The sequence below is a fragment of the Pirellulales bacterium genome (assembly GCA_035533075.1).
Lineage (GTDB): Bacteria > Planctomycetota > Planctomycetia > Pirellulales > JAICIG01 > DASSFG01.
In genome coordinates, this window is record DATLUO010000184.1 from 1 (window position 1) to 25,853 (window position 25,853).

A 25,853-nucleotide genomic window follows, 5' to 3' on the forward strand; every position below is an offset into this window, starting at 1 on the left:
CACGCACGTGCTGTCGTTCGACGTCAAGGCCTGGGATGCGACGGCCCCCACGATTCAGACGGCTGCGGCCTTTGGCGGCATTCCGGCCGGCACCTACATGCCGGGCGACCCAGGCTATGTGCAGATCATCAACGCCTGGGCCGGTCTTGGCGTCAGCACGTTGCAGGGGTACTTGCAACCGGTCACATCCGGCGGTTCAGGTACGATCGTCGCGCAGGGTGCCTACGTCGATCTCAATTATCTTGGGCCGGTGGTCCAACCGTATATTGCCGGCGGCAACTATGCGATGGCGCAGGCCCTGGCCGGCGTGTCGACATTCGCCGGTCCCGGCATGGCGCAGTTTGGCACCACGTACCGCACGGGCAGCGGTTTGGGAATGACCTACGACACCGGTTGTTTCGACTACGAGAACGACGGCATCGATCAGAACCAGAACGGGATCATCGACGAGTTCACCAACGGGCTGGACGACAACGGCATCGGCGGCGTCGACGACGCGACCGAGATCGAGGGACCGATGCCCTATCGGGTGCCATTGAAGGGCATTCAGATCAAGATTCGCGTTTACGACCCCGACAGCCGCCAGATTCGCGAAGTCACCATCACGCAAGACTTTCTGTAGGAGTAGGGTGGGACCAGCGAGCTTGCGAGCGCCGGCCCACCAAAGGGTTCGGGGTTCAGGGTTCGGGGTTCAGGGTTCTTCAGCCACGGATGGAACACCGATGAAACACCGGTCCGTGTTCGCTCTGTGTTTCATCCTTGGCACCCCTCGAATTTTGGATTTTCGATTGAGCGTTGGTCCGTCGCCAACCCCTAATCACCAACCCCCAGCCCCTTCCGGGCGTACCGTAGGCATCACGCTCCGTCGTGATGGTGCATCGCTCGGCACTCCTTTTTGAACAGAAGGGGACAAAGGAAACGAAGGCTGGGACGTTCTTCCCTTCGTTTCCTTCGCGGCCTTCTGTTCCGACCGCGGGATCGCTGACTTCATCTGTGCCGACCGCCCGGGGCGGGATAGAATAGCGTGAGGCGAACCTCGCCGCCCTTTTGCCGGGATGCGTCGTGGTGGAAGCCCGGCACGGGACAGAATTCAATGTCATCCTTGTCATCCTTGCAGGAACGCCATGAACCTCTCCACAGCGCAAATCGAAGCTATTAAACAGGGTGAGCCGGTCCGCATCGACGCGCCGGAGGTCGGCACCGATTGCTTCGTCGTCCGCGCCGATGTCTTCGAGAGAATCAAGACGCTGCTTTACGATGACGAGCCGTTGTCGCCCGACGAGAAAACCCGGTTGCTTGTCGAGGCAGGACTTCGCGCAGGTTGGGACGACCCCGAAATGGATATCTACAACCGCGAATTGCCGTAGACGATGGCCAACATGAAGCGAGGCGACGTCGTCATCGTCGATTTTCCCTATAGCGACCAGACGGGCAGCAAGCTCCGCCCGGCGCCGGTGGTGCAGGCCGATGCGCTCAACCAAAAACTCGACGACACCATTCTGGCGCTCATCACCAGCAGCAGTCCCTTCACCCCCGGTGGAAGTGCGGCACGAGTGACGATAGAATACCGTTAGGGTTGCTTGCAGGAGATCGACGGTGGCTATGAACACCCAGCCTGTAACCGAAGCGGAGATTCTTGCGGCTATCATTGCTGCAGCGACAAGGAGATTGAGATGACGGCCAGGCTCATCGTCGAGCCGATCGCGCGATATGTCGTGGGAGCCGAAGGGCGCGTCGATCTCGCGGTCTTTCCTTCCTATCATAGCGTCGCCATCGTGAGGCGCGACAACGACTGGCAGTTGCTGCCGGACGGCGCCGGTCGCGCCAGGCCGTGGTCCGAGGACGCCTTCGTCAAAGCCGTCGCATCGCTGGCGACCAAGGCGTGAAGAAACGCGAGGAACGCAGCCGCCGGCTTCGTGCGGTGCAGCGAGAGTATGAAACAGCGGTCGTCGCCATCGCCGGTGCCGTACCCGGTGCGGCTGAAGGGCATTCAGATCAAGATTCGCGTCTACGACCCCGACAGCCGCCCGATTCGCGAAGTCACCATCACGCAAGATTTTCTGTGGCAGTAGGGTGGGACCAGCGAGCTTGCGAGCGCCGGCCCACCAAAGGGTTCAGGGTTCAGGGTTCAGGACTTTGGGTCTTGGGTCTTGGGCGTTGGGTGTTGGGTGCTGGGTGTTTGCCTCGTTCCTGACGCCTGATGCCTGACACCTCGCGCCGCGCGTTTGGTCAGCCACGGATGAACTTCTGCCCGGCATCGTGCTGGAAGCACATCGCGGCCCGGGATAGAATTCAATGTCATCCTCAGCAGGAGCCCGACATGGCGATCCACGCTCAGCCCGTAACCGAAGCCGAGATTTTGGCGGTCGTATTGCGCCGAATGAACCGACGTGGCCGCCGGAGTTGGCCAAGCTTGTGCTCGATTTGCAGTTCACGCCGGAGCAGGTGGCGCACATGCGCGACCTGGCCGAGCGGAACAACGCCGGCGAATTGACCGACGCCGAACGGAGCGACTTGCAAAGCTACGTGCATGTCGGCAACTTCCTCTCCCTGGCCCATTCCAAAGCCCGGCTCTCGCTTAGACACTCGGACGATCAACCGCAATGAACGCGGCCTTACATTTCGCGTCTACGATCCCGACAGCCGCCAGATTCGCGATGTCACCATCACGCAAGATTTTCTGTAGGAGTAGGGTGGACCAGCGAGCTTGCGAGCGCCGGCCCACCAAAGGGTCCGGGGTTCAGGGTTCGGGGTTCAGGGATTTCAGCCACGGATGGAACACCGATGAAACACCGGTCCGTGTTCAATCCGTGTTTCATCCGTGGCCTTGATTGTCTTTGGTTGTCAGTGGCGGTCAGAATCGGGCCATTTTGGCGGCCAGTCGGGAGCCAATGCCGTGAATCAAGAGTGGCGGCCAGTGGTCGGCAGGAAGGGGCGGAAGAATCTCCGGCAGAGCGGTCGCTCGCAGGGCGGTGCAAACTCGTTGACCGTGGTTTCCCAGCAGGCCCGCCTGGTGGTCTCGTGAAAACTCGCTTGCATCATCTGGGCCGCGCGGGAAACGAGAAGTTGGCGATGTTCTTCTTCCCAAGCGTCGTCTTCAGGAGCGGGCAACTCGGCCAGCCAGCTCTCGTCGACCTCCAGCCGAAATCGACGATTTTGCGCAGGCGGCCGCGGCTACCGCGGCAACTGCTCCTTGGTCGGCTCTTTGACGTGCCGCCAGCCCTCGCCGTTGAGCGCCTTGAGAAAAGCCACCAGGTCGCTTTTGTCTTGTTTCGTGAGCTTCAGCGGCTTGATGCGCTGATCGAGATACTTGTTCTTGATGCCGCCGTCGTCGTAGTGCTCGATCACCTGCTCCAGCGTCTTGAACCGACCGTCGTGCATATAAGGGCCGGTGTGCTCGATCTCGCGCAGGGTCGGCGTCTTGAACGCGCCCCGCTCCTCTTCGCGGCCCGTGACGAGATAACGCCCCAGGTCGGGACCGCGCTTGTCCATGCCGATGCCGATGTTGGCAAACGAGCCGTCGGTGAAGTTGAAGCCGATGTGGCAGGCGTCGCAGGTCGCCTTGTTGTAAAAGACGTCCATGCCGCGGACCTGCGCCTCGCTCATCGCCTTCTTGTCGCCCTCCTGGTAACGGTCGAACGGCGCGTTGCCCGAATAGATCGTCCGCTCGAACGTGGCGATCGCTTTGGCCACCTGGTCGATGTCGAGCTTGTCGCTCTCAAAAACCTTCTTGAAGCGGCGGACGTAGCCGGGCACGGCCTTCAAGCGGGCGACGCTGGCCTCATGCGCCTTGTCGGCCTCTTTTTCCAGCGTCATCTCCAACGGGTTGGCGATCGGGCCTTTGGCCTGCTCTTCCAACGATTCCGCCCGGCCGTCCCAGAATTGCAGCGTGCTGTAGGCCCGGTTGATGACGGTCGGCGCGCTGCGGCCGCCTTTTTGACCCTTGATGCCGATCGACACGGCCTGCCCGTCGGTGAACGCCTTTTCCGGCGCGTGGCAACTTGCACACGAAACGCTCGAGTCGCCGGACAGCCGCTTATCGAAGTAGAGCAACCAGCCCAGCTCGGCTTTGTGTTTCGAGTAAGCGTCGTCTTCCGGCCAAAACACCTTCGGCAGCCCCAGCGGCGGCGTGGGCGGTTTCTCTGGAAAGTCTTGAGCCAAGGCGACGCCCGCCAACAGCAACGTCAGCCAGCAAGCAGAAAGCGAAGTGCGCATCATGGTGCAAATTCCCGAGGTAGTGCGTAGGGTGGGACCAGCGAGCTTGCGAGCGCCGGCCCACCGTAATCGACGTCGCCAACGGTGGGCCGGCGCTCGCAAGCTCGCTGGTCCCACCCTACAGATCCCTATTTCCTATGCTCTTACTTCTTCTTCGGCTTCGCTGTGCCGGTGATGTAGATCGCCTTCTGGCCGGCCACTTCGGTCATGGTGCCATGCACCTTCACGACCTCGGCCATGTGGTCGATCAGCTCGTCGCGCAGCTCGGTGTCGCCGTCGCGACGCGGATCGTGCTCTTCATCGATCAGCGTGTAAACATTGCCCTCTTCGGTCAGCAATCCGATCGGCTGTCCGTGTCGGGCACACTTCTGGCCGCAATCGCGGTGCTTGTCGCCGTGCTTGCCGACCTGCAGATAGCACGAGATGTCGATGATTTCGCCGACCGCCACGACCGGCTCGCCCGACACCGGCTTACCGCTGATGGAGGAGGTGACGGTGGTGACCGACCAGGGCTGGTCTTGGGTCGCTTTCTTGCCGATTTCGGCGGCCGGCTTGTCGTAGCTGCCCTTGGTCGGCTTCGACCAGTCGGGAAAGAGAATCCCTTTGCCTTTGTCGGCGGCGAGTCCGGCGATGAGAACGAATCCGGCAAAGGCTGCCGTCCGGCAAAGACGTTGCGTCGTGGGTCGTGACATGAGCAATCTCCTTCAAGGCGTGAGCAAACGTAGGTCAAAACGAGGAAATCCCGGCCAATAAAGCCACCCCGATTGTAGTCACTGAAAAATAAGTGGGAAGAGGGCCGAAAGAGGGGACGCGATTAAGGGGTCAGCGGTCAGGGGTCCAGGCGTCAGGCGTCAGGGTGTTTGTCCTGACGCCTGAAACCTGACGCCTGATGCCTGATGCCTCAAATCGGTGGGCCGGCGCCCGCAAGCTCGTTGGTCCCACCCTACGCCTGTGCGTTGCCGGCCTTCAGTGTGCAGCACCGCACAGGTCGGCCACAAGGCGAGTCGCCAAAACCGACATTTTCGCCATTTGACGCCAGTCGCCGTGTCCCCTCCGCTTCTGGCCCCGCTTTTGCGTAGCCCTGTCTCGTTGGATGTAACCCCATACTCAAGTGAACGCTTTGCAAGCGATCCTAAAGGACGACCATGATCGCGCCTACCGCATTTCCGGCCCGTGCCGCGGCAAATCCGCCAACGACGACCAGCAACTTCAGCACCTCGGCCGCGGCCGTCGAAACGCTCAAGCAGCCGGCCGCTTATCCCGATCGGCCCAGGAAGGTATCACTGATTGAAACGCACATCTCGTGGGTCTTCGTCACCGACCGCTTCGTCTATAAGCTGAAGAAGCCGGTCCGCTTCGATTTCGTCGATTTCAGTACGCCCGAAGCACGCCGCCGCGCATGCCAGGACGAGTGCGACTTGAACCAGCGACTGGCGGCGGGCGTGTACCTCGGCGTATTGCCCGTGACGCAAACGGGCGACGGCCGGCTGGCCTTGAATGGACGCGGACAGACCGTCGACTGGGTCGTCAAGATGCGACGACTGCCGGCCGATCGGATGCTCGACGAACTGATCCGCAACGGGCAATTGTCCGCAGCCGACATCGAACAGCTCGCGACGTGGCTGGCGAAATACTATCAGCGTTTGTCGCCGCTCTGCCTGGGCGCCGAAGAGTATCGCAAGAAGATCGAGCAGCACGTCCGCGACAATCGGGCGGAGTTGCTCCGCGGGGAGCATCGGTTGCCCGCCGAAGTCGTCAAGCGCTGCCATGCGGCGCAACTGCGCTTCCTGGCGTTGGAACACGCGCAGCTCGATCATCGTGTCTGCGATGGCCGCATTGTCGATGGACACGGCGACCTGCGGCCGGAGCACATCTGCCTGGAGCACGAACCGGTGGTCTTCGATTGCATCGAGTTCAACGATGAGCTGCGGCGCGTGGATGTGGCCGATGAGATCGGCTTCTTGGCGATGGAATGCGACTACCTGGGCGCACAGGCGCTGGGCGCCAGGATTGAGGCGGTGTATCGGCGCGTCGGCTGCGACTTTTTTTCGGCGGCCCTCTGGAACTTTTACAAGTGTTATCGCGCTTGCGTGCGGTCGAAGGTGGCCGCGTTGGCCGCCGCGCAAACGTCGGCACCGCCCGGCGACGCCGCGCACCAGCGCTCGCTGGCCTATCTTCATCTCGCCGAGCGCTACGCCGCTGAGCTTGGACCACCGACGCTGATCTTGGTTTGCGGCCTGATGGGATCGGGCAAAACGACGCTGGCCACGGCCTTGGCCGACCGCTTGGGAAGCGATTGCCTCGGCACCGACGCCGTTCGCCGCGAAATGCTCGGTCCTTCGCCGGCGCCGGCCGGCTTTAATGAAGGCCACTATTCCCACGACCTTCGCCAACACATCTACAGCGAATTGTTGCACCGGGCGGAGTTGCTGCTGCGCCAGCGGGTGAGCGTTGTGCTCGACGGCGCATTTCTGACGGCATCGCAGCGCGCCGCCGCCATGGCGCTGGCGCACGCCGCCGGCGCCGTGCCGCTGGTGGCGCATTGCGCGTGTCCCGCGGCGGTCGCGCAGGAGCGAATCGAAATCCGCGCGGCGGCTCCGAGCTTGTCGGAAGCGCGTGCCGAGCTTTACTCGGCGCAGCAGGCGGAAGAAGAGCCGCGGCCCGCCGACGGTTCCATCGAAGTCGATACGACGGCCACGTTGCGGCTGCAAGAAGCGGAGGTCATCGAGGCTCTGCGCCGCCGGCTGGCGTAGGGTGGGCCGGCGAGCTTGCGAGCGCCGGCCCACCTTACATCACGCGTCCACACCAGAGCGCGACATCCACGGCAGTTCCCGCCAACCCGAGGCGAAATGAGAGGGGCTTACCGCGAGCCTGCGGCGCGCGCCAGGGCCACCGCGTTACTTGACCGCCCTCGGCGGCGTCCCTAAGATCAGATTGGCACGCACCTTGGAACGCACCTGATGCCCGAACGATCCAGCACCACTCCCTATTGCACCAACGGCGAAGACGATATCGCCGCGTCGCTGGCCGTTTCCAGCGTCGATCAGGAGCGGATCCAAAGGGCCGTGCGCGAAATCCTGGCCGCCATCGGCGAAGATCCGGACCGCGAGGGACTGCGCGAGACGCCTGCGCGTGTGGCGCGGATGTATGCCGAACTCTTCTCCGGACTGCACGACGACCCCCGGCAGCATTTGCGGAAGTTTTTCACCGAGAAGTACGACGAAGTGGTGCTGGTCAAGAACATCAGTTTCAACAGCATGTGCGAACACCACATGCTGCCGTTCCTGGGCGAGGCCCACATCGGCTACCTGCCCGCCGGCAAGGTGATCGGGCTAAGCAAGCTGGCACGCGTGGTCGAAATGGTCGCCCGGCGACCCCAGGTTCAGGAACGAATGACCGAGACGATCGCCGACCTGCTGGTCGATGAACTCGAAGCCAAGGGCGTCGCGGTCGTGATCGAGGCCACGCACACCTGCATGACCATCCGCGGCATTCGCAAGCCGGGCAGTTTGTGCGTCACCTCCGCGATGCGCGGCGTGTTCCGCTCGCACCTTTCCAGCCGCTCGGAGATCATGAATTTGATCTACGGCGACCGACGCTCATAATGCAGCTTCTCGTTCAGTTCATCTTTCGGCTGTCGTTCGGCATGGCGGCCGCCATGCTGTGCGTCTCGCCGCGCCAGGTGACCAGCGGCTATTACCGCAACAACCTCTACGTGCTGCTGGGACTCAACGTGCTCGCCTCGCTGCTCGTCTGGTTGGCACCGGCCGAGTCGAACATGTCGTTATGGCCGGCCGCGCTCGCCGCCGCCGCCAGCTACGTCGGCGCGGCAGCCTGGCTCTATGATAAAGCGGGACCGGGATGGTTGGCGTTGGCCGTCGTGAGCGTCAGCAGCCTGACCGGTGCCTGGCTCAGTCAACTCGTGCCTGCGACGACCGGCACGCCAACCGGCCGACTTCTCTGGACCCTCGATCCGGTCGGCAGCGGCGCGGTGCTGGGCGTGACCATGGCGGCCATGCTGTTGGGCCACTGGTATCTCAATGCCCCCGGCATGTCGCTGTCCCCGCTCCGGCGACTGGTGACGATGCTGGTGGCGGTGCTAGTGCTGCGCGGCGTGTTCGCCGCATGCGGGGCGGTCTTGGAATACCGCACGGCGACGGCGGTCGACTTGAGCGAATCGCTGTTCGCGGCCATGCGCTGGCTGAGCGGCATCGTCGGGGCGATCGGCGTGGCCATCATGGCCCGCCAGATTCTCAGAATCCCGAATACCCAAAGTGCCACGGGAATCCTTTACGTCGGCGTCATTCTCACTTTCGTGGGTGAATTGACGGCGCTGCTACTGTCGCGCGGCAAAGCGTTTCCGCTATGATGGAGTGATGCAGATCCGCTTTTCATGTCCCCGGTGCGAGCAGCCGGCCAGCATCGAGGCTTCGCCGACCGGTTCCGCGCGGGCTTGCCCCAATTGCGGCCTCGAGATGAAACAGCCGGCCGACGCCTGGGACGGCGACCATCTCACGCGCTGCCTGGTTTGCTCCGGCACCGACCTGTTCGTGCGGAAGGACTTTCCACAGCGCCTAGGGGTGGCCATCGTCGTGCTGGGATTTGCACTGAGTTGTGTTACTTGGTTTTTTTATTGGACTACACTCACCTTCGCCGTGCTGTTTGCCACGGCGCTGGTGGATTTCGTTTTGTACCTGATCGTCGGCGAGTCGGTGGTCTGTTACCGCTGCCACGCCGAATACCGCCGGCTGCCCAAGCCCCAAGCGTATCAGGCATTCAGCCTCGACACGCACGAACGGCATCGGCAGCAGGCGGCGCGCCTGGCGGCGACAGCCCACGAGGCGTCAGGCGTCAGGGATCAGGCGTCGGACAGTCTGCGAGAGGCTGGTGGCTAGTGCTCTTTCAGGAACGCATGAATGGCTCAACCTCATCCCAGAGGTGGCTGGGGCAGAGCGTGGCCAGATGACGATGGGCGCTACCGCGAACCGCTGTGGCCACGCGATGCCCCGGTGGTTCAATTCGGGGCATCGCCTGGCCAAAGCATTTTCCTTCACTTCCAACCCGGAGCTGGCCAGGCTCTGCCGCAGCCACGGGACTACATATAATTGACATGGACCAGCAGCGCGAACGCATTCAAGAAGATTTGCGAGGACTCGTCCGCGGCGAAGTCCGCTGCGACGACGTCTTTTTGCAGCTCTATGCCAGCGATGCCAGCATCTATCAGGTCAAGCCGCTGGCCGTCGTGCGGCCGCGCTCCACCAAAGACGTGGCTGCAACCGTGGAGTACGCCCGTGAGAACCAGCTTCCCGTGCATGCCCGCGGCGCCGGCACCGGTTTGGCCGGCGAATCGCTTGGCGCCGGGCTGGTGATCGACTTTTCCGTCCACTTCCGGCGCGTACTCGGAGTGCAGGGCGACCGTGTGCGGCTGCAACCGGGCGTGGTTCACGAACGGCTCAACGCTCAACTGCGTCTGCACGGCCGGCAGTTCGGTCCCGACCCGGCCATGAGCCACGTCACCACGATGGGCAGCGTCGTCGCGCTCGACGGCTGCGGCAGCCACTGGTTGAAATACGGCTCCGCCCGGCGACACGTCTGCCGGTTGGAGGTCGTGCTGGCCGATGGCAGCATGCTCAGCGTCGGGCAGGAGCCGCTGCTTGACGGCGTCAGCAACGATGCCAACCCGCGGAAGCGCGAGCTGGTGACGTCGCTCGCCTCGCTGCTGAGGCAAAACGAAGAGCTGATCCGCCGGAACCAGCCCAAGAGCCTCGTCAATCGCTGCGGCTATCAGGTGGCCGACGTGTTGAGCAACGGCCATCTCGACCTCGCCAGGTTGATCGCGGGGTCCGAAGGCACACTGGCCTTGATCACCGAAATGACGCTGGCCACGCAGCCGTTGCCTCGCCACCAAGGCCTGGCGCTGTTGCTGTTCGACCGGCTGGAGACGGCCGCCCGGGCGGTGCCGGAAGTGCTGGCCTTCGACCCCGCGGCTTGCGACCTGATGGACCGCCGGCATTTGGTACTGGCCCGCGAAACCGACCCGCGCTACGACACGCTGCTCCCGGCGGAGGCCGAGGCGTTGCTCTTGGTCGAGTTCGAGAGCGACGATCCCCTGGAGCTTCGCGAGCGCGTGCGGCAGATGATCGACCGCGTGCGCAGGCGCAAGCGGCTGGCCTACGAGGCCCGGCATGCGTTTGCCCGCGACGAAATGGCCCGCTACTGGCATTTGGCCCGGAAAGTGGTGCCGACGCTGTACCGGCTGAAAGGCTCGACCCGTGCCCTGCCGTTTGTCGAAGACGTGGCGGTGCCGCCGGAGACGCTGCCGGGCTTCCTGGTGGAAATGCAGAACATTTTGAAGCGGCACCAGGTGACAGCGACGCTCTTCGCCCATGCCGGTCACGGCCAGCTTCATCTGCGGCCTTTTCTCGATCTGGGTGATCCCGAACACCTGCGGACGATGCAGGCCCTGGCCGATGAGCTTTACGAGGCCGTGTTCCGCGTGTCGGGAACGATCAGCGGCGAACATGGCGCCGGCTTGAGCCGCACCCCCTACCTGCGAAGACAATACGGCGACCTCTACCCGTTGTTCGTGGAGATCAAGCGGCTGTTCGACCCGCAGAACATCCTTAATCCCGGCAAGGTTGTGAGTGATTCGCCGGCCCCGCTGATTGCCTCGTTGCGGCCGGTAAAGCCGCCCCAGACTGCCGAACTGTCGGCGGAGGGCACGCCAGCCGCGGAGTTGTTCGAGCTGCAGCTCCATTGGGAACCGGGTGAAATCACGCAGCTCGCCCGGAGCTGCAACGGCTGCGGGGCGTGCCGGGCGCAAGATGCCAGCGTCCGCATGTGTCCGATTTTTCGCTTCGGCCAACTGGAAGAGAGTTCGCCGCGGGCCAAGGCCAACCTGATGCGGGGCATTCTCACCGGCCAACTCGACCCGCAGTTGATCAAGACCGACGACTTCAAGGACGTGGCCGATCTGTGCGTCAACTGTCAGCAGTGCCGGCTGGAATGTCCGGCCGGTGTCGATATACCCAAGTTGATGCTCGAGGCCAAGGCCGGCTACGTGGCCAACAACGGCCTGCCGCTGCGCGACTGGGTGGTGACGCGGCTCGACTTGTTCAGCGGGCTGGGTTGCCGCATCAGCTCGCTGGCCAACTGGGCGCTGGGCAATCGCCAGGCGCGATGGCTGCTGGAAAAAGTCGGCGGCATCGCTCAGGGCCGCAAGCTGCCGCGGTTCGCTCCCCGGCCGTTCATGCGCCGCGCCAATCGCCGCCGGTTGACGCGGCCCACGCGGCGGTCGGGCCGGAAAGTGCTCTACTTCATCGATACCTACGCCAACTTCCACGACCCGCAGCTCGCCGAGGCGATGGTCGCGGTGTTGGAACATAACGGCGTGGCCGTTTACGTTCATCCCGATCAAAGGCAATCGGGCATGGCCATGGTGTCGTTGGGCGCCGTCGACCGGGCACGGCAGGTGGCGGCCCACAACGTCGCCCTTCTGGCCGAGGCCGTTCGCCAGGGATACACCGTGGTGGCCAGCGAGCCTTCGGCGGCCCTGTGCATCACCCGCGAATATCCCGACCTGCTTGGCGACGACGACGCCCGGCTGGTCGCCCAGAACACCAGCGAGGCCTGCTCGTATCTCTGGAACATGCACCTGCTGGGCAAGCTGCAGCTCGACCTGAAGCCGGTGAACGCGACGCTGGGCTATCATACTCCGTGCCACGTCAAAGCGCTGGGCATCGGTTCGCCCGGTGAAAGCCTGCTGCGGCTGATTCCCGGCTTGAACCTGCACCGCATCGACAAAGGCTGTTCGGGCATGGCCGGCACGTTCGGCCTGCGCAAAGAGAACTATCGCAACAGCCTGCGTGCCGGCTGGCCGCTGATTTCGGCCATCCGCGAGTCGAACTGGCTGGCCGGCACCACCGAGTGCAGCGCTTGCAAGATGCAGATGGAGCAGGGCACGAGCAAGCCGACGATCCATCCTTTGAAACTGTTGGCGCTGTCCTACGGCCTGATGCCTGAGATCGCGTCGCTATTGAGCGCTCGCGGCAAGGAGTTGATTGTGACATGAACGCACGGGTGCAGATGTTTGCGAGGGCCAAGGAACTGGCGGGCCGCGATTTCGTGGAGCTCACTTTGCCCGACGGCGCGACCGTGACCGACCTGCGTCGCGCCTTGGCAGAGGCCGTGCCGGGGATGGCGCCGCTTCTGCCGCACGTGATGATCGCCGTGAACCTGGAGTACGCGAGCGACGGTGCGAAGATTCCCGAGGCGGTGGCGCTGGCCTGTATTCCGCCGGTGAGCGGGGGATGAAGTCCCACCTGCTTCCCTATTTTCTCGACCCCTCGGCCACTGAGGCTTATATTTGTCGGGTGAAAGCACGTCGAAGGCACCTTGCAGTCCGACGGCACTCCGGTGCTCGACTCGAAGCCGAACCTGCCGCCTGGCCGTGTACGTCGCGCAGATGGAGGCCGGCGCCACCGACCGCACAATCGAGCAGGAGATCACGAACCTGCCGGAGTACGCCAACAATCCAGCCACACCGGCTGATGGCAGCGCATCGCCCTTGCCCGACCACTATCAGACGGCCGGCGCCCAGTCGCAGGCGGCGGTGGCGGCCAAGGACGCCTGGTTCGGGAGCTTGTAGCGACAACGATTCGCAAGTCATTGACCGGCAAGGCGTTGCGACGGGCTGACGCGGCGGATCGGAAACCCGTTTTGGGCAACCGGCGACACGCGTGTCGCCGACGATCTTAATCCCGCCGAACACCCGTCTACTCCGCTGGCCGGCAGGTCGCTACCATGACGGGCCCACCACACCCTGGCCGCATCATGAAACGCCCCTGCTATCGTTGGCTCGCGCCGGCCATCGGCCTGCTCTTCACCGCCGCTTATGTGTGGTCGCTGGCCACGCCCGAGGTCGGCCAACCCGCGCGCCTGCCGCCGCCGGCCGCCGGCAAGCTGTGGTCGTTCGGCTTTGTCGGAGATACTCAGCTTGGCGAAGGAATCGTCGACCGCATCTTCGAGCGGTTTGAAGCATCGGGCGTTGAGTTCGTGCTGCACCTGGGCGATATCGTCGACGATGCCGCGTCTGACAAGCAATGGCAGGAGGTGCTGGGAGCGGCCCGGCAACATCACATCCGGCTGCGGCCCGTGGTGGGAAATCACGACCGGCTGGTCGGAACCAGCGATCGCGGCGAGACCCGCTTCCGCGAGTTCTTTCCGGAACTGCCCGACACGTTTTATCGCTTTTCGCAGGGTGGGCTGACGTTTCTGATGCTCAATTCCGAACGTTCGCTCATGCCCTGGACCGAGCAAGGCCGCTTTCTGGGCGCGGAGTTGAACGAGCTGGCGGGAACCGCGGTGGTCTGCCTGCACCGGCCGGTTTTCACCTGCGGGCGACGCGATCTGGCCAATCAGTTCTTGCGGCGACTCTGGTTGCACGCCCGGCTGGTCGATAGCCCGACCAGGCTCGTGCTGTCCGGGCATCACCATTATTACGACCGCACCAAGCCGCTGGATGGAATCACCTACGTGGTCAGCGGCGGCGGCAGCCACAAGCTTTATCCGCCCGCCGACACCGACCGGACTACGGCGGCCTTTCACGCCGGCGTCAATCACTATGGCCTGGTCGACGTCTATGCCGATCGGCTCGACGTGCATGTGGTCGACCTCGACGGCGCGCAGCTCGACCGCTTTACCGTGGAACGCCGTTTGTCGGAGAGAGCGACGAGTGAAACCGCCGGGCGGGTGAATCGTTCGTTGGCGCAAAAGGGCAAGGTCCAGCGGTGAACCTGCGCGACCCCCAGTTCCGGCGATGGGCCATGCGGACCTTCAAGGTCGGGCTGTTGGCGCTGGTCGCCTGGGGAGTTCACAGCACGCTCTGGGGAGCGTGGCAGAAGCTCGAAAACGAGCATTGGAAGCTGAGCGACCTGCGGCCCGGCTGGCTGGCCGCCGCCGCGGCCTTCTACTTGCTCGGCCAGCTTGGGCCGGGCTGGTTCTGGTATCGCACGCTCCGCTGGCTGGGCCAACCTGCGCGCCCGCTGGATACGTTGCGGGCGTATTACATCGGCCACGTCGGCAAATATGCGCCGGGCAAGGCGATGGTGATCGTCATTCGCGCGGGGCTGCTGCGCGGTGGCGGCACTACGGCCACGGCCGCCACGGTGGCCGTGTTCTTTGAGACGCTTACCACGATGGGCGTCGGCGCGGCGATGGCGGTGATTCTGCTGGCCGTCCGATTCACGGACGATCGTTGGCTGATTGGCGCGGCCGTCGTGTTGTGGGCCGTCGTGTCGGCGCCCACGTCGCCGCCGGTGTTCCGTCGCCTGGTGAAGTTCACCGGCGCCGGCAAGCTCGACCCGGAGATGGCCGATCGGCTGACGCATTTGCGCTATGGCTCGCTGGTCTGGTGCTGGTTCGAGATCGCCGCCGGCTGGCTGCTGATGGGGCTGAGCTTGTGGGCCACGGCCCGCTCGGCCGGCTTCCCGGCCAAGTTGGGCCTCTTCGATGAAATCGCCTTTTGCACGGCGGCGGTGGCGATCGCGGTCGTCGGCGGCTTTTTGTCGTTCTTGCCCGGCGGCCTGGCGGCGCGCGAAGCGGCGCTGTTGGAGTTGCTCACGCCCTGGTACGGCGCGGATGGCGCGCTGGTGGCCTCGATCGTGTCGCGTCTGGTCTGGGCGGTGGCCGAGTTGGCCATCGCCAGCCTGCTCTATGCGTCGCACGAACGTAGCCCGCTCACTCCGTGAGCGGAACGGCGCTCCCAACTCACAGGATTTATACCGCACACTGGTAGCAATAAAACGTTCGATCGCCGAGAGACCTCGGTGGCTGGGGCAGAGCTTGGCCAGGCCGAGGCTGATCTTTGATTCAGCTCGACGGCCACGCGATGCCCCGGAACCGACGCACCTGGGCATCGCTTGGCCGTCGCGCTCTGCAAAGGTGCCGACCGTTGCCCCGGCCAAGCTCTGCCCCAGCCACCGCAAACGCCTCATTCCTGCCCGTGCGTAAGTATGACCCGTCGAAGGGGTAACGGCGCCCTTCCGCTTGCGGAGCAAGCGGGCTACGAGAGCGGATTGCCAATTCGCCTGCCAGCCGTTACCATCCCCGCTGCCATGAACGGACTCAATGCCGCGCAACAAGACGCCGTGTCGACGCTTTCCGGGCCGCTGCTGGTGCTGGCCGGAGCGGGCACCGGCAAAACGCGCGTGGTCACGTTCCGCATCGCCGCCCTGATCAAGCACCGGGTTTCGCCGGAACGGATTCTGGCCGTCACGTTCACCAACAAGGCGGCCGGCGAAATGCAGGAACGGGCAGCCAGCCTGCTCGGCAAACGACGCAAAGGCGACAAGCGGCCCGAAATCTCGACCTTTCACTCGCTCTGCGTGCGGATTCTCAAGCGGCACATCACGCGGCTCGGCTACCCGGCACAGTTCGCCATCTACGACCGCGGCGACCAGGAAAGCTTGGCCCGCGCGGCGCTGCGCGACATTCGCGTGGACGGCGCCGTGCTGCGGCCCAGCGACCTGATCAATATCATCAGCCGCTGGAAAACGGCGGCCATCCGCCCGAATGAGGCCGCCGCCGTCGCGGCCAGCGACAAAGAACACCTGGCGGCCATGGCCTATCGCCGCTATCAACGCTCCCTCAAAAACGCCGGGGCCGTCGATTTCGACGACCTGTTGCTCTGCACCGAAGAGCTTTTCGCCACCCAGCCCGACGTGCTGGCCGCCGAGGCCGGCCGCTTCGACCATCTGCTGATCGACGAATACCAGGACACCAACGGCGCCCAGTATCGCATCGTGAAGGCGCTGGCCGCGCCGCACCGCAACCTGTGCGTGGTGGGCGACGACGACCAGTCGATCTACGGCTGGCGCGGGGCCGAGGTGGCCCACATCCTGCGGTTCAAGCGCGATTGGCCCGACGCCAAAGTCGTGCGGCTGGAAGAAAACTATCGCTCGATCGGCGCCATCCTGCAGATGGCCAACACGCTCATCGCCTTCAACCGCCAGCGGCACGACAAAGTGCTGCGGGCATTCCGCGAAGAAGGCGAGCGGCCCCGCATGTTGCAATATCCCGACGAAACGGCCGAAGCGAACCAGGTGATCGAAGAGATCAACTCGCAGATTTTTCGCCGCATCGCCCAGCCGCGCGACTTCGCCATTCTGTTCCGCACCAACGAGCAGCCGCGGGCCTTCGAGCAGGAGTTGCGCCGGGCGAAGCTGCCCTACACGCTGATCGGCGGCATGTCGTTCTACGACCGCAAGGAAGTGCGCGACATCCTGGCTTACCTGCGGGTGCTGGTGCATCCGCGCGACGAAGTGTCGCTGTTGCGGATCATCAACACGCCTGCCCGCGGCATCGGCCAGCGCGCGGTCGAGACGCTGCTGGCACGGGCGGTCTCGCAGGGTCGGCCGCTGTGGGAAATTCTGCCGGAAGCGAACCGGATCGAGGGCCTGCCCGACGCCGCCGTGAAGGCCGTCGGCGAGTTCCGCCGCTTCGTGGAAACGTTTCGAGAGCGGCTCGAGCGGGAGTCGCCGGTCGATGTGGCCGCCAGCCTGGTTCACACCGTCGGCTATCAGGACGAGATCAACCGGCAATATAAGGAGCCGGCGGAACAGTTGGCACGGTGGAACACAGTGGAAGAAGTCATCAACTCGCTGGCCGGCTATCAGCAACGGGCGGAGGAGCCGACGTTGGCCGGCTTTTTGGACGACGTGGCGTTGGTGGGCCGCGACGACCAGCAAGACAAGGAGTCGCAGCTTGCCAAGAACGCCGTCGTGCTGATGACCTTGCACAGCGCCAAGGGCCTGGAGTTTCCGCAGGTCTACCTGGTGGGCATGGAGGAGGGCCTCTTGCCGCACCACCGCTCGGTTGATGCCGAAGGGGCGGCGATCGATGAAGAGCGGCGGCTGTGCTACGTGGGCGTGACGCGGGCCAAGGACCGGCTGACGCTGACGATGGCCTTGAACCGCAACAAATGGGGCAAGAGCCGGCCCACCATTCCCAGCCGCTTTTTGTTCGAGTTGCTGGGCAAGGCCGATCGCGCGCATTCGGCAAAACCGCCGCACGCGCAGCAAGAAAAGCCACGGACGAGACCGACGCGGACCCGCCGCTGAGTGTGAGGCGAAGAACTCTTGCAGCGGTTCCGGGTCCGTCATTTGCCGGCGGCGGGCAGCCGCCGCTTCAACGCCTTGATGGACCGCCGAAAGCTTCGCTCGACCGTGTCGGGCGACCAACCCAGCCGGCGCGCGATCTCCGCCAACGGCAGGCCGTCGAAACAATGCCATTTGACGATGTTCCGCTCGTCGGCCGGCAACTCCAGCAGCGAAGAACTTCAGCATCATCGGCAGATAACTGGCGAGCAAGGCCTCATGCGCCTCCCGCGAGCCATGCGCCTGATTGAGCAGCGACTGCCGCTCGTTCGTAAGCTCTTCGAGGCTCAGTCCGCTCCACCACCCATTCCGTCCCCACGTATCGCCAGCGCGATTCGACTCCGCCATGGAATATCCTCCTGTGAAAGTTGAAACCGGTCAGTGCCTTACTGACTGTGCCCTGGCTTCAATCCACGGCCGGAGCCGTGGCCTTATTGGAAATGGGCCCGCGGGCACGCAAACGTGCCCTTGAGATTAGCCCTTGCGTGGCGGAAGTCCGATATTGGCACTCCAGCGCCGCTACGCGGCGGATACGGAAGCCGCACAACACCAAAAAATCCGAGCGAGGCACCGACGAACACTCGGCGCTTCAGCGACAGTTTTGTTCCGTGGCCGCGGCGCGGCCCGAGATCATTACGACGTCTTTGCGTCGTAGTGCCCAACCAGCGCGATAAACGCGTCTTCCAACGTCGGCTCTTGGCGCTCGTCGCGGCGGACGCGCTGCTTCAGATCGTCGGGCGATCCCTCGGCGATGACGTGTCCCTGATAAATCAGGCCGATGCGGTCGCAATACTCGGCCTCGTCCATGAAATGCGTCGTGATCATCGCCGTCACGCCACGCTCGACCATGGCGTTGATGTGCGACCAGAAGTCGCGCCGCGTGAGCGGATCGACGCCGGAAGTCGGCTCGTCGAGAAACAAAACAGGCGGATCGTGCATCACCGCGCAGGCCAATGCCAGCCGTTGCTTGAACCCCAGCGGCAAGGCGCCCGCGTTCACTTCCAGATAGTCTTCCAGGCCGAACGTCTCGATCATGCGGTCGATCGTTTCGCCGCGGCGACGCCTGGGCACGCCATAGACGCCCGCGAAAAAGCGGAGGTTCTGTCGCAGGCTGAGGTCGCCGTAGAGCGAGAACTTTTGGGCCATGTAGCCAAGCCGCGACCGCGCGGCGCCGCCTGCCCGATACAAGTCGGCGCCGGCGACTTCCGCCGAGCCCGCGGTGGGTTTGAGCAGGCCGCACATCATCTTGAACGTGGTCGACTTGCCGGCCCCGTTCGGCCCCAGCAGCCCAAAGATTTCGCCGCGCTCGATCTGAAAGCTGATCGTGTCGGCCGCGGTGAAATCGCCGAACCTCTTGGTAAGCGCGTTGGCTTCGACCAGGATTTGCCGGCCGTTGGCTGCCCGGCGTTCGTCGCGATGATTTACGGTGCTGCCTAACGGCGACTCGATTTTGTGCGCTCCGCCCAGCAGATCGACGAAGGCGTCTTCGAACCGCGGCGGCGTCGGATGGACTTGCAGACCCGGCGTGCCCAGCTCGTTTGCGTCAGGCGGGCGGGCGCCTTCTTTGACGACCAGACGCGCGCTGCTGCCTTGAATGACGCCGTCGATCACGTCGGGCCGCTTCAGCGCCTCGGTCAGAATGGCCCGCCGCCCTTGGCTATGATCGCTCACCAGAAAGCTGCGGCCTTCCACGCGACGGGTAAGCTCGTTCGGCGGGCCGTGGTAGAGTGCCTGGCCTTCGTTGAGCAGCAGCACGGAGGCGCAGCGTTCGGCCTCATCGAGATAGGCCGTGCTCCAGACCACGCCGATTCCTTCCTCGACCAGGTCGTACACCATCCGCCACAGCTCGCGACGCGAAATCGGGTCGACGCCCACGCTCGGCTCGTCGAGCAGCATCAGCCGCGGCCGATGGATCAGGGCGCAGGCCAGACCGAGCTTCTGCTTCATGCCGCCCGACAGTCTGCCGGCCAAGCGGTCGGTGAACGGCTCGAGCGTGGTGAAGTCGAGCAGCCGAGCGAACGTTTCCTCGCGCTCGGCGCCGGTCACGCCGCGCAGATCGGCGTAGAGATTGAGGTTCTCCTCGACCGTCAGGTCTTCGTACAGCCCGAATCGCTGCGGCATGTAGCTGATCGTCTCCCGCAGCTCGCAAGTTTCCGCTCGCGGGTCGCAGCCGCACACGGTGAGCGTTCCTTCGTCGGCCAGCAGCAGACCGGCCAAGAGCCGCATGAGGGTGGTCTTGCCCGCGCCATCGGGTCCGACCAGCCCGGTGACTTCGCCCGCGGCCACGCGCAGGTCGAGCCGATCGACGGCCGGCCTCGCCTGGTCGGCAAAGCGTTTGGTGAGGGCCGTGGCCTCGACAAGGTAGGTGGCGGCAGCGGGCACGTGAGGGTTCAGGTTGGGATGAGGGATGAGGGATGAGGGATGAACCCTCAAACGGGCAACTCAATCCGAAATCGTGCGCCGGTTTCGGAGTCGACGCACTCTATCGTACCCTCGTGCTGCACTTTTATGGCCCCCCGAAAAAAAATCGCCGGTGCAGGAACGACTTGCAGGAAGAGCCTTTCCGCCTTGGCCAAGAAGGCGGGCCGGCGGTCAGATTATCTTCAACGGGAACCATTGCCATCGCCCGCGAGAACGCTTATGGTGAATGCCAACGGCCGGACAAGAGCATCGGATGCCTTCACAACCGCAAAAACCATGACCGCTTTGCCTTGACGACATGGCGCGGCGGCCAGCCATTGGGAGCCGCTCAGATGAACGTGAGTCTCGCTCGACATGCCATCTCGAAGTCTCTCGTCGCCTTTCTCGTGGCGTCGACGTTACCCGGTTGCGGCGAACACCAAAATGCCGCGGTCGACCGGCCTTCGTTTACAATAACCTTTGGTGAGGGCTGTGGCTCACTTGGGCCCGCGCCCGATTTGATCGGCACTCGGCCAGGGGAATGGCAGGTCACCGAATGGATCAACAGTGGGCCTTTGCGGCTGGACGATCTGCGGGGCAAGGTGGTGCTGGTTCGCTGGTTCATGGATCCCTCCTGCCCCGATTGCTCCGCCACCGCGCCGGCGTTGCGCGAATTCGACGAGCTTTACCGAGACGCCGGGCTGGTGGTTGCGGGCATGTTCCACAACTCCGAACGGCCGCTCGATGAAGTTCGAGAAATCGTCAAACAATACGGCTACGCATTCCCGGTCGCCATCGACCGGGAGACCGTCACGCGCCGCCAGTGGACTCTGGGAGGCGACGACTGCGGATACAGCGACCCCTACCGGAGCGTGACCTTTTTGCTCGACCGTCGGGGCTTCGTCCGGCATGTGCATCGGGTCGGACGGTATGTGAAAGGCGACGCGGACTACGAACAGATGCGGTCGGCGATCGAGCGGCTGCTTCTGGACGAATCCCGTTTGGACGAACTCCTCGACCGGCCGGAGGGACGTCGATTCACCGAGGCGGAGCGGCATGAATTGGAGTCGCTGGCGAAGGCCAACGAACGGGTGCCGTTGATCCGCATACAAGCGATCGGAGCGGCGGAGAAGGAGGCGAATGAGAATGCGCCAACGGGTTCTCACGGTGGCACGAGCCAAGACTGACGCGCAATCGACAGGTCCAAAACGCCGACCTGCGAAAGCTAAGAGAAGACAGAAGAGAGTGGGGGGCGGCGAATCCCCTGGTCTTACTAGGAAAGGAGTAAACTCATGTTGCAAAGCAGACTGCGAACATTGGCGGCCGAATGGGCGCGGGCCAACGCGCCGATCGTCGAAGCCGACTTGCTGTCCAGCTTCGACCATGCGGTCCAGCGCGGGGTGAATTGCACGTTTGCCATCGGTCGAGAGCTGACGAAGGCGAGAAAGCCTCGCCTGCTCTCCTGCTATTCTGGGGAACTCTTCGTGTTCGAGTTGAGCCAGCGTCAGGCCCAGAGCTTCAATGCCCTCGATCATACCATGGAATGCGTCGAATGCGGGCCAAGCTTGGAGATTCCGCCAGGCGCTCGCCCGCCGATCGACATCGGCGAACTGCACATTGACCACGCCGACCGGCTCAGCCCCGATCAGCCGATTCAAGGGCGCGTCGAATATGAGCTGCGCGAAGAGTTCGATTTCTCAGGGACGGTCTGCTTGTCGATGGCATTCGCGTTGGGCGACCGCTGTCTCACCACCCGCTATCATTACCCTTTCCCTCCGCTGCGCCTGTCGCCCAAAGGCAACATGGATTTCACTTTCAACTCGGTGGCGACGAGCCAAGGCGCCGCGAAAGATTGGTCCGGCCCGATCGTGGCCCACGTGCGGCTTTTGGGAACCATGCATCCCCAATCGCCCGACGGCCGCGTTCCCATGAGCAACACTTGCGCCCTACTGCTTGACGTGCTATGACCCAACCCCACGAGATCGATCCCTTGCTGGCTCGTTTAGAGGAAGATGGCCGATTCGCCGTCGTGCTCTGGGGGCGATGGGACGAAGACGGCAATCCGCTGGACGACAGCTTTGACATTCGCGCCTCCCTGAACATGTCCGCGGACGACGTCCGGAAGTCCGTTGTCGGCGCATCGACGCTGCTCGACGCCGACTTGGCCCTGGTCGTTCGCAAGTACCTCCGCGAAAGGCAAGGCAAGCAGCTTACCCTGGAAGAGGAACTCGACATCGTGCTGGAGTGGCTGGAAGACAAGGGACAAAAGGCACTTGTCGCGACTTGGCCGGCGGACCGCGCCGGCGGAAACGGCCACCGTTCGGCCGACGCCGGACCGCAAATCAGGACCACATCGGACATGGGTGAAGGCGAAGTGGTCGCCCACTTGCTGGGGCTGGCCGCCAGAATCAATCCCAAGTTCCGCGCAATGGTCGCGGCGGTGTTAAAAAAGGATTTGCGCTAAGCACAAGTCAGTCGCTGCCGGAAAACGCCTGTGGGGCGGATCCGATGCCGAAGTGCGCGCACAAAAAAAGCCGTCGCAGGCGGGGCAGGTACCTGGGCGGCTCGTCAACCATTGCTGATCGACGCCCTAAGAATAACCGATGCCGCAAAGATTGCAAGCCCCCCGGAAAAAATTTTTTCAGCCGGTCCAGGACTCTCAGCTCGCGAAAATCTTATCCATCAGCAGGGCGATCTTCTGCAGCCGCTCGCGGCCGCCGCCGGGTATTTCCGCCGTGGCCCAACCGTGGTAGCCGATCTCGCGAAACGCCGTCATCACGGCGTGCCAGTCGTTGTCGCCTTCCAGCAGCTCTACGCCAAAACCTTTGCCCAGCCCCTCTTCGCGCATCTTCTTGAGGCTGAATTCCTTGATGTCGACCTTCAGAATGCGCTTGCCCAGCACGCGAATCCAGTCCTCCGGATAGCCGTAGCGCATCACGTTGCCCACGTCGAAATAGGCCCCCACGTAGGGCGATTCGAACTCGTCGATATAACGTGCCTCTTCGATCGGGCTGAGCAGAAAATCGTTCCACACGTTTTCGATGGCGATCTTGATGTTCAATTCGCCGGCCAGCGGCAGCGCCTTGCGAATCTCTTCCTGCGAGCGTTTGTAGACGTCGGCGTAGGAAACGCGGCCCCGCTCGACCTTGCCGGCCACCAGCAGCACCGTCGTGCCGCCGTAGGTTTTGGAATCGCGCAGGGCCTGCTCCAGGGCCTTCACGCCTTTGGCCCGCACGGCGGCGTCGGGATGCGAGAGCGTGTCGTTCCAATGCACCGAGTCGACCACGCCGTGGATCGGCAGCCCGGTCTCGTCACGGGCACGAAGCACTTCGCTTTTGTCGAGCGAGTTGGGGGCGTCGAGCTCCATTCCGTCGAAGCCGAGTTCTTTCATCAACTTGAACTTGTCGAGCACCGAGCCATCGATCTGGATCATGCCCCACTTCACAGCCTTTTTCATGGTCTTGGCAGTGCCGTCGGCCAGCGAGTTTGCGCCCGAAGACAATGCCCCCGCCGCGGCCAGCGTCGCGCCGGCGGTGTGCAAAAAACTACGACGATCGAGTGGTCGAGGCGACGGCATGGTTGTTCCAGGATGGGGTGCAGTTATAGTGATGAGTCGAGTATAGCTACGCGCTGCGCCGTTTCAACCTTTTGACGACCATCTGGAGAAGCCTGCCATGACCCGGACCCAACGCGGAATCTCACTGGCCCGACTTTGGATTTTGGACTTCGGACTGTGGACTTTTCTCTGCGTCGCAATCTTCACGACCCCGCTTTTCGCTGCCGAGCCCTTCGCCGGCACGAAGCCGCTGGAGATCGAAGGCGACCTGGCCGACCTGATGGTGCAAGGCATCGACCGCTTATTACTCAACCAGATCGACGCCTCGGTCGAACGCCGCTCGCGCTACTGGAAACGCGATTTCTCGTCGGCCGAAAAATACAACGAATCGGTGGCCGAGAACCGCCGGCACCTGGCCAAGATCATCGGCGCGTTCGATCCGCGCGAACCGGTCACGGCCCTGGAATACATCGAAACGACCAGCCACAAGGCGCTGGTGGGCCGCGGCGACGGATACGAGGTCTATGCCGTCCGTTGGCCGGTGCTGCGCGGCATGAAGGGCGAAGGACTGCTGCTCGTGCCGGTCGACAAGAAGCCGGTGGCCGACGTGGTGGCGGTGCCCGACGCCGATCAGACGCCAGAGATGATCGTGGGCCTCCTGCCGGGTGTCGAGCCGGAGGCGCAGTTTGCCCGGCGGTTGGCCGAAAGCGGCTGCCGTGTGGTGGTGCCGACGCTCATCGACCGGGCCGACACGTTTTCGATTGCCGGCGGCGGTGCCCGGCCAACCAACCAGCCGCACCGTGAATTCATCTATCGCCAGGCATTCGAGATGGGTCGGCACATCATCGGCTACGAGGTGCAAAAGATTCTGGCGGTCGTCGACTGGTTCACGAATGAGGCCAAAGGGGGCGACGCCAAGATCGGCGTCTACGGTTACGCCGAAGGCGGGCTGTTGGCGCTCTACGCTGGGGCACTTGACACGCGGATCGACGTGACCTGCGTGAGCGGCTACTTTGGGCCGCGTGAGCAGGTGTGGGGCGAACCAATCTATCGTAACGTCTTCGGTCTGCTCGATGAATTCGGTGACGCGGAGATCGCCAGCCTGGTCGCGCCACGAGCTTTAATCATTGAGGCCAGTCTTGCACCGAGGATCGATGGTCCGCGCGCACCTCATGACGGCCGAAGCGGCGCGGCGCCGGGCAGGTGGGAATCCCCAAGCACGGATGCCGTGAAGGCGGAGTGGGACCGCGTGCGGCAATGGGTCGCAAAGCGACATCCTGCGTTATCGCACCTTTCACTGCTAAGTGCGCAGGGAAAACCCGGCGTGGAGCTAGGTGCGGCACTTGGCGGCTTTTTGAAGACACTGGCTGGGGCAAAAGCTGCCTCACCCGGCCAGGTGCCCACCTACGATCGCCCCGGCTTCAATCCACAAGGACGCCTCAAGCGGCAGCTCGACGAAATGACCGAATACACGCAGCAGCTAATGCGTGAAGGCGAATACACGCGAAAGGCGCTCTGGGCGAAAGCCAACCGCTCGTCGGTCGATTCGTGGCGCGAGACCACGGCCCAATACCGCAAGATGTTCGCCGACGAGGTCGTCGGCCGCTTCGAACTCGACCGCCTGCCGCCGAACCCCCGCAGCCGCAAAGTGTACGACGAGGCCAAATACACGGGCTACGACGTGGTGCTCGACGTTTTCCCGGAAGTCTTCGCCTACGGCATCCTGCTGGTGCCCAAGGACATCAAGCAGGGTGAACAGCGGCCGGTGGTGGTTTGCCAGCATGGGCTGGAAGGTCGCCCGCAAGACGTGGCCGATCCCAAGATCAACAATCCCGCCTATAACCAGTTCGCCATTCGATTGGCCGAGCGGGGCTTCATCACCTTCTCGCCTCAGAACCCGTATATCTTCAAGGACCGCTTCCGCACCTTGCAGCGCAAGAGCAACCCCTTGCGCAAGACGCTGTTCTCGACGATCGTGCCGCAACACCAGCAGATCACCGACTGGCTGGCCTCGCTGCCGATGGTCGATGCCAAGCGGATCGGCTTCTATGGGCTGTCGTACGGCGGCAAGTCGGCGATGCGCATTCCGGCGCTGGTCGATCGCTACGCGTTGTCGATCTGCTCGGCCGATTTCAACGAATGGATCTGGAAGAACACGTCGATCCGCTCGCCCTACAGCTACGTGGGCACGATGGAGTACGAAATCTTCGAGTTCGACTTGGGCAACACCTTCAACTACGCGGAGATGGCCGGGCTGATTTGCCCGCGGCCCTTCATGGTCGAACGCGGCCATCACGACGGCGTGGCGCCCGACGAGTGGGTGGCCTATGAGTTCGCGAAAGTGCGGCTGCTCTATTCCGACTTGAAGATACCCGAGCGGACGACGATCGAGTTCTTCGACGGCCCGCACACGATCCACGGCGTGGGGACGTTCGCCTTTTTGCACCAGCATCTGAACTGGCCGGAGCCGGCTGTCCCGGCAGCCGCGAAATAGCGCCTCGGAGTTTCTACTGCCAAACGCTTGACCC

25 protein-coding genes are annotated in these 25,853 nt (G+C 63.5%); 20 read left to right on the forward strand and 5 right to left on the reverse strand.

The annotated features are described in order from the left end of the window. The 6 genes from VNH11_22615 to VNH11_22640 all read left to right on the forward strand — a co-directional run. On the forward strand, positions 1-622 hold a 622-nt coding region (locus tag VNH11_22615), incomplete at its 5' end, for a hypothetical protein (GenBank protein HVA49174.1). A gap of 502 nt (positions 623-1,124) precedes the next feature. Next, positions 1,125-1,367 carry a hypothetical protein gene (locus VNH11_22620; GenBank protein HVA49175.1) on the forward strand — a complete coding sequence of 81 codons (243 nt, stop codon included), beginning with the start codon at positions 1,125-1,127 and terminating at the stop codon, positions 1,365-1,367. Between the two features lie 12 nt (positions 1,368-1,379). After that, positions 1,380-1,574 carry a type II toxin-antitoxin system PemK/MazF family toxin gene (locus VNH11_22625; GenBank protein ID HVA49176.1) on the forward strand — a complete coding sequence of 65 codons (195 nt, stop codon included), beginning with the start codon at positions 1,380-1,382 and terminating at the stop codon, positions 1,572-1,574. 99 nt (positions 1,575-1,673) lie between these two features. Beyond that, complete coding sequence (locus VNH11_22630) at positions 1,674-1,886, forward strand: hypothetical protein (GenBank protein HVA49177.1); 213 nt, start codon at positions 1,674-1,676, stop codon at positions 1,884-1,886. Between the two features lie 48 nt (positions 1,887-1,934). Further along, positions 1,935-2,072: a hypothetical protein gene (locus VNH11_22635; GenBank protein HVA49178.1), complete on the forward strand. Its 138-nt coding sequence runs from the start codon at positions 1,935-1,937 to the stop codon at positions 2,070-2,072. A 331-nt stretch (positions 2,073-2,403) separates the two neighbouring features. Further along, positions 2,404-2,607: a hypothetical protein gene (locus VNH11_22640; protein HVA49179.1), complete on the forward strand. Its 204-nt coding sequence runs from the start codon at positions 2,404-2,406 to the stop codon at positions 2,605-2,607. Between the two features lie 567 nt (positions 2,608-3,174). Here the strand turns inward: VNH11_22640 and VNH11_22645 are convergent. Beyond that, entirely contained in the window at positions 3,175-4,218 is a 1,044-nt protein-coding gene (locus tag VNH11_22645; protein ID HVA49180.1) for a cytochrome c peroxidase, read from the reverse strand. Between the two features lie 140 nt (positions 4,219-4,358). After that, the gene (locus tag VNH11_22650; GenBank protein HVA49181.1) at positions 4,359-4,907 is read right to left on the reverse strand and encodes a hypothetical protein; all 549 of its coding nucleotides are present in this window, start codon (positions 4,905-4,907) and stop codon (positions 4,359-4,361) included. Between the two features lie 453 nt (positions 4,908-5,360). On the opposite strand from VNH11_22650, the gene VNH11_22655 reads away from it, so the two are divergent. The 10 genes from VNH11_22655 (at position 5,361) to VNH11_22700 (ending at position 17,333) form a co-directional block, all read left to right on the forward strand. Next, the gene (locus VNH11_22655) at positions 5,361-6,968 is read left to right on the forward strand and encodes an AAA family ATPase (GenBank protein ID HVA49182.1); all 1,608 of its coding nucleotides are present in this window, start codon (positions 5,361-5,363) and stop codon (positions 6,966-6,968) included. A gap of 207 nt (positions 6,969-7,175) precedes the next feature. After that, entirely contained in the window at positions 7,176-7,820 is a 645-nt protein-coding gene (gene folE / locus VNH11_22660; GenBank protein ID HVA49183.1) for a GTP cyclohydrolase I FolE, read from the forward strand. Continuing rightward, positions 7,820-8,584, forward strand: coding sequence for a hypothetical protein (locus tag VNH11_22665; protein ID HVA49184.1), 765 nt, complete (start codon positions 7,820-7,822; stop codon positions 8,582-8,584). Before folE ends, VNH11_22665 begins: the two co-directional genes overlap by 1 nt. Before the next feature lie 106 nt (positions 8,585-8,690). Then, positions 8,691-9,110 carry a hypothetical protein gene (locus VNH11_22670; protein ID HVA49185.1) on the forward strand — a complete coding sequence of 140 codons (420 nt, stop codon included), beginning with the start codon at positions 8,691-8,693 and terminating at the stop codon, positions 9,108-9,110. Positions 9,111-9,325: 215 nt separating this feature from the next. Continuing rightward, the gene (locus VNH11_22675; protein HVA49186.1) at positions 9,326-12,286 is read left to right on the forward strand and encodes an anaerobic glycerol-3-phosphate dehydrogenase subunit C; all 2,961 of its coding nucleotides are present in this window, start codon (positions 9,326-9,328) and stop codon (positions 12,284-12,286) included. Further along, positions 12,283-12,528 (forward strand): MoaD/ThiS family protein, encoded by a 246-nt coding sequence (locus VNH11_22680; GenBank protein HVA49187.1) that lies wholly within the window; start codon positions 12,283-12,285, stop codon positions 12,526-12,528. The genes VNH11_22675 and VNH11_22680 overlap by 4 nt, the downstream gene beginning before the upstream one ends. Before the next feature lie 136 nt (positions 12,529-12,664). Next, positions 12,665-12,862 carry a hypothetical protein gene (locus tag VNH11_22685; GenBank protein HVA49188.1) on the forward strand — a complete coding sequence of 66 codons (198 nt, stop codon included), beginning with the start codon at positions 12,665-12,667 and terminating at the stop codon, positions 12,860-12,862. A 185-nt stretch (positions 12,863-13,047) separates the two neighbouring features. Continuing rightward, a complete protein-coding gene (locus VNH11_22690) occupies positions 13,048-14,007 on the forward strand; it encodes a metallophosphoesterase (protein ID HVA49189.1) in 960 nt (319 codons plus the stop codon). Then, positions 14,004-14,963, forward strand: a complete 960-nt coding sequence (locus VNH11_22695; GenBank protein ID HVA49190.1) for a lysylphosphatidylglycerol synthase domain-containing protein — start codon at positions 14,004-14,006, stop codon at positions 14,961-14,963. Before VNH11_22690 ends, VNH11_22695 begins: the two co-directional genes overlap by 4 nt. A gap of 366 nt (positions 14,964-15,329) precedes the next feature. Then, positions 15,330-17,333, forward strand: coding sequence for a UvrD-helicase domain-containing protein (locus VNH11_22700; protein ID HVA49191.1), 2,004 nt, complete (start codon positions 15,330-15,332; stop codon positions 17,331-17,333). Between the two features lie 38 nt (positions 17,334-17,371). Here the strand turns inward: VNH11_22700 and VNH11_22705 are convergent, their stop codons facing one another. Together VNH11_22705 and VNH11_22710 are read right to left on the reverse strand one after the other, a co-directional pair. After that, positions 17,372-17,533: a sigma factor-like helix-turn-helix DNA-binding protein gene (locus VNH11_22705; protein ID HVA49192.1), complete on the reverse strand. Its 162-nt coding sequence runs from the start codon at positions 17,531-17,533 to the stop codon at positions 17,372-17,374. 469 nt (positions 17,534-18,002) lie between these two features. Next, complete coding sequence (locus tag VNH11_22710; GenBank protein HVA49193.1) at positions 18,003-19,751, reverse strand: ATP-binding cassette domain-containing protein; 1,749 nt, start codon at positions 19,749-19,751, stop codon at positions 18,003-18,005. 536 nt (positions 19,752-20,287) lie between these two features. Between VNH11_22710 and VNH11_22715 the strand changes: the two genes are divergently transcribed. The 3 genes from VNH11_22715 (at position 20,288) to VNH11_22725 (ending at position 22,233) form a co-directional block, all read left to right on the forward strand. Next, the gene (locus VNH11_22715; protein HVA49194.1) at positions 20,288-20,956 is read left to right on the forward strand and encodes a redoxin domain-containing protein; all 669 of its coding nucleotides are present in this window, start codon (positions 20,288-20,290) and stop codon (positions 20,954-20,956) included. 105 nt (positions 20,957-21,061) lie between these two features. Then, positions 21,062-21,736: a hypothetical protein gene (locus VNH11_22720; protein HVA49195.1), complete on the forward strand. Its 675-nt coding sequence runs from the start codon at positions 21,062-21,064 to the stop codon at positions 21,734-21,736. Beyond that, positions 21,733-22,233: a hypothetical protein gene (locus tag VNH11_22725; GenBank protein ID HVA49196.1), complete on the forward strand. Its 501-nt coding sequence runs from the start codon at positions 21,733-21,735 to the stop codon at positions 22,231-22,233. The genes VNH11_22720 and VNH11_22725 overlap by 4 nt, the downstream gene beginning before the upstream one ends. 195 nt (positions 22,234-22,428) lie before the next feature. Here VNH11_22725 and VNH11_22730 read toward each other — a convergent pair whose 3' ends face one another. Next, a complete protein-coding gene (locus VNH11_22730) occupies positions 22,429-23,346 on the reverse strand; it encodes a sugar phosphate isomerase/epimerase family protein (GenBank protein ID HVA49197.1) in 918 nt (305 codons plus the stop codon). Between the two features lie 97 nt (positions 23,347-23,443). On the opposite strand from VNH11_22730, the gene VNH11_22735 reads away from it, so the two are divergent. Beyond that, a complete protein-coding gene (locus tag VNH11_22735; GenBank protein ID HVA49198.1) occupies positions 23,444-25,819 on the forward strand; it encodes a dienelactone hydrolase family protein in 2,376 nt (791 codons plus the stop codon). Positions 25,820-25,853: the final 34 nt, after the last annotated feature.

Bases quoted from the DNA above. Each gene is read 5' to 3' on its own strand.
- VNH11_22635 (HVA49178.1), top strand. From the start codon at position 1,935: ATGAAACAGCGGTCGTCGCCATCGCCGGTGCCGTACCCGGTGCGGCTG.
- VNH11_22730 (HVA49197.1), bottom strand. From the start codon at position 23,346: ATGCCGTCGCCTCGACCACTCGATCGTCGTAGTTTTTTGCACACCGCC.
- VNH11_22725 (HVA49196.1), top strand. From the start codon at position 21,733: ATGACCCAACCCCACGAGATCGATCCCTTGCTGGCTCGTTTAGAGGAA.
- VNH11_22630 (HVA49177.1), top strand. From the start codon at position 1,674: ATGACGGCCAGGCTCATCGTCGAGCCGATCGCGCGATATGTCGTGGGA.
- folE (HVA49183.1), top strand. From the start codon at position 7,176: ATGCCCGAACGATCCAGCACCACTCCCTATTGCACCAACGGCGAAGAC.
- VNH11_22720 (HVA49195.1), top strand. From the start codon at position 21,062: ATGTTGCAAAGCAGACTGCGAACATTGGCGGCCGAATGGGCGCGGGCC.
- VNH11_22620 (HVA49175.1), top strand. From the start codon at position 1,125: ATGAACCTCTCCACAGCGCAAATCGAAGCTATTAAACAGGGTGAGCCG.
- VNH11_22675 (HVA49186.1), top strand. From the start codon at position 9,326: ATGGACCAGCAGCGCGAACGCATTCAAGAAGATTTGCGAGGACTCGTC.
- VNH11_22650 (HVA49181.1), bottom strand. From the start codon at position 4,907: ATGTCACGACCCACGACGCAACGTCTTTGCCGGACGGCAGCCTTTGCC.
- VNH11_22645 (HVA49180.1), bottom strand. From the start codon at position 4,218: ATGATGCGCACTTCGCTTTCTGCTTGCTGGCTGACGTTGCTGTTGGCG.
- VNH11_22735 (HVA49198.1), top strand. From the start codon at position 23,444: ATGACCCGGACCCAACGCGGAATCTCACTGGCCCGACTTTGGATTTTG.
- VNH11_22655 (HVA49182.1), top strand. From the start codon at position 5,361: ATGATCGCGCCTACCGCATTTCCGGCCCGTGCCGCGGCAAATCCGCCA.
- VNH11_22665 (HVA49184.1), top strand. From the start codon at position 7,820: ATGCAGCTTCTCGTTCAGTTCATCTTTCGGCTGTCGTTCGGCATGGCG.
- VNH11_22690 (HVA49189.1), top strand. From the start codon at position 13,048: ATGAAACGCCCCTGCTATCGTTGGCTCGCGCCGGCCATCGGCCTGCTC.
- VNH11_22700 (HVA49191.1), top strand. From the start codon at position 15,330: ATGAACGGACTCAATGCCGCGCAACAAGACGCCGTGTCGACGCTTTCC.
- VNH11_22625 (HVA49176.1), top strand. From the start codon at position 1,380: ATGAAGCGAGGCGACGTCGTCATCGTCGATTTTCCCTATAGCGACCAG.
- VNH11_22670 (HVA49185.1), top strand. From the start codon at position 8,691: ATGAAACAGCCGGCCGACGCCTGGGACGGCGACCATCTCACGCGCTGC.
- VNH11_22680 (HVA49187.1), top strand. From the start codon at position 12,283: ATGAACGCACGGGTGCAGATGTTTGCGAGGGCCAAGGAACTGGCGGGC.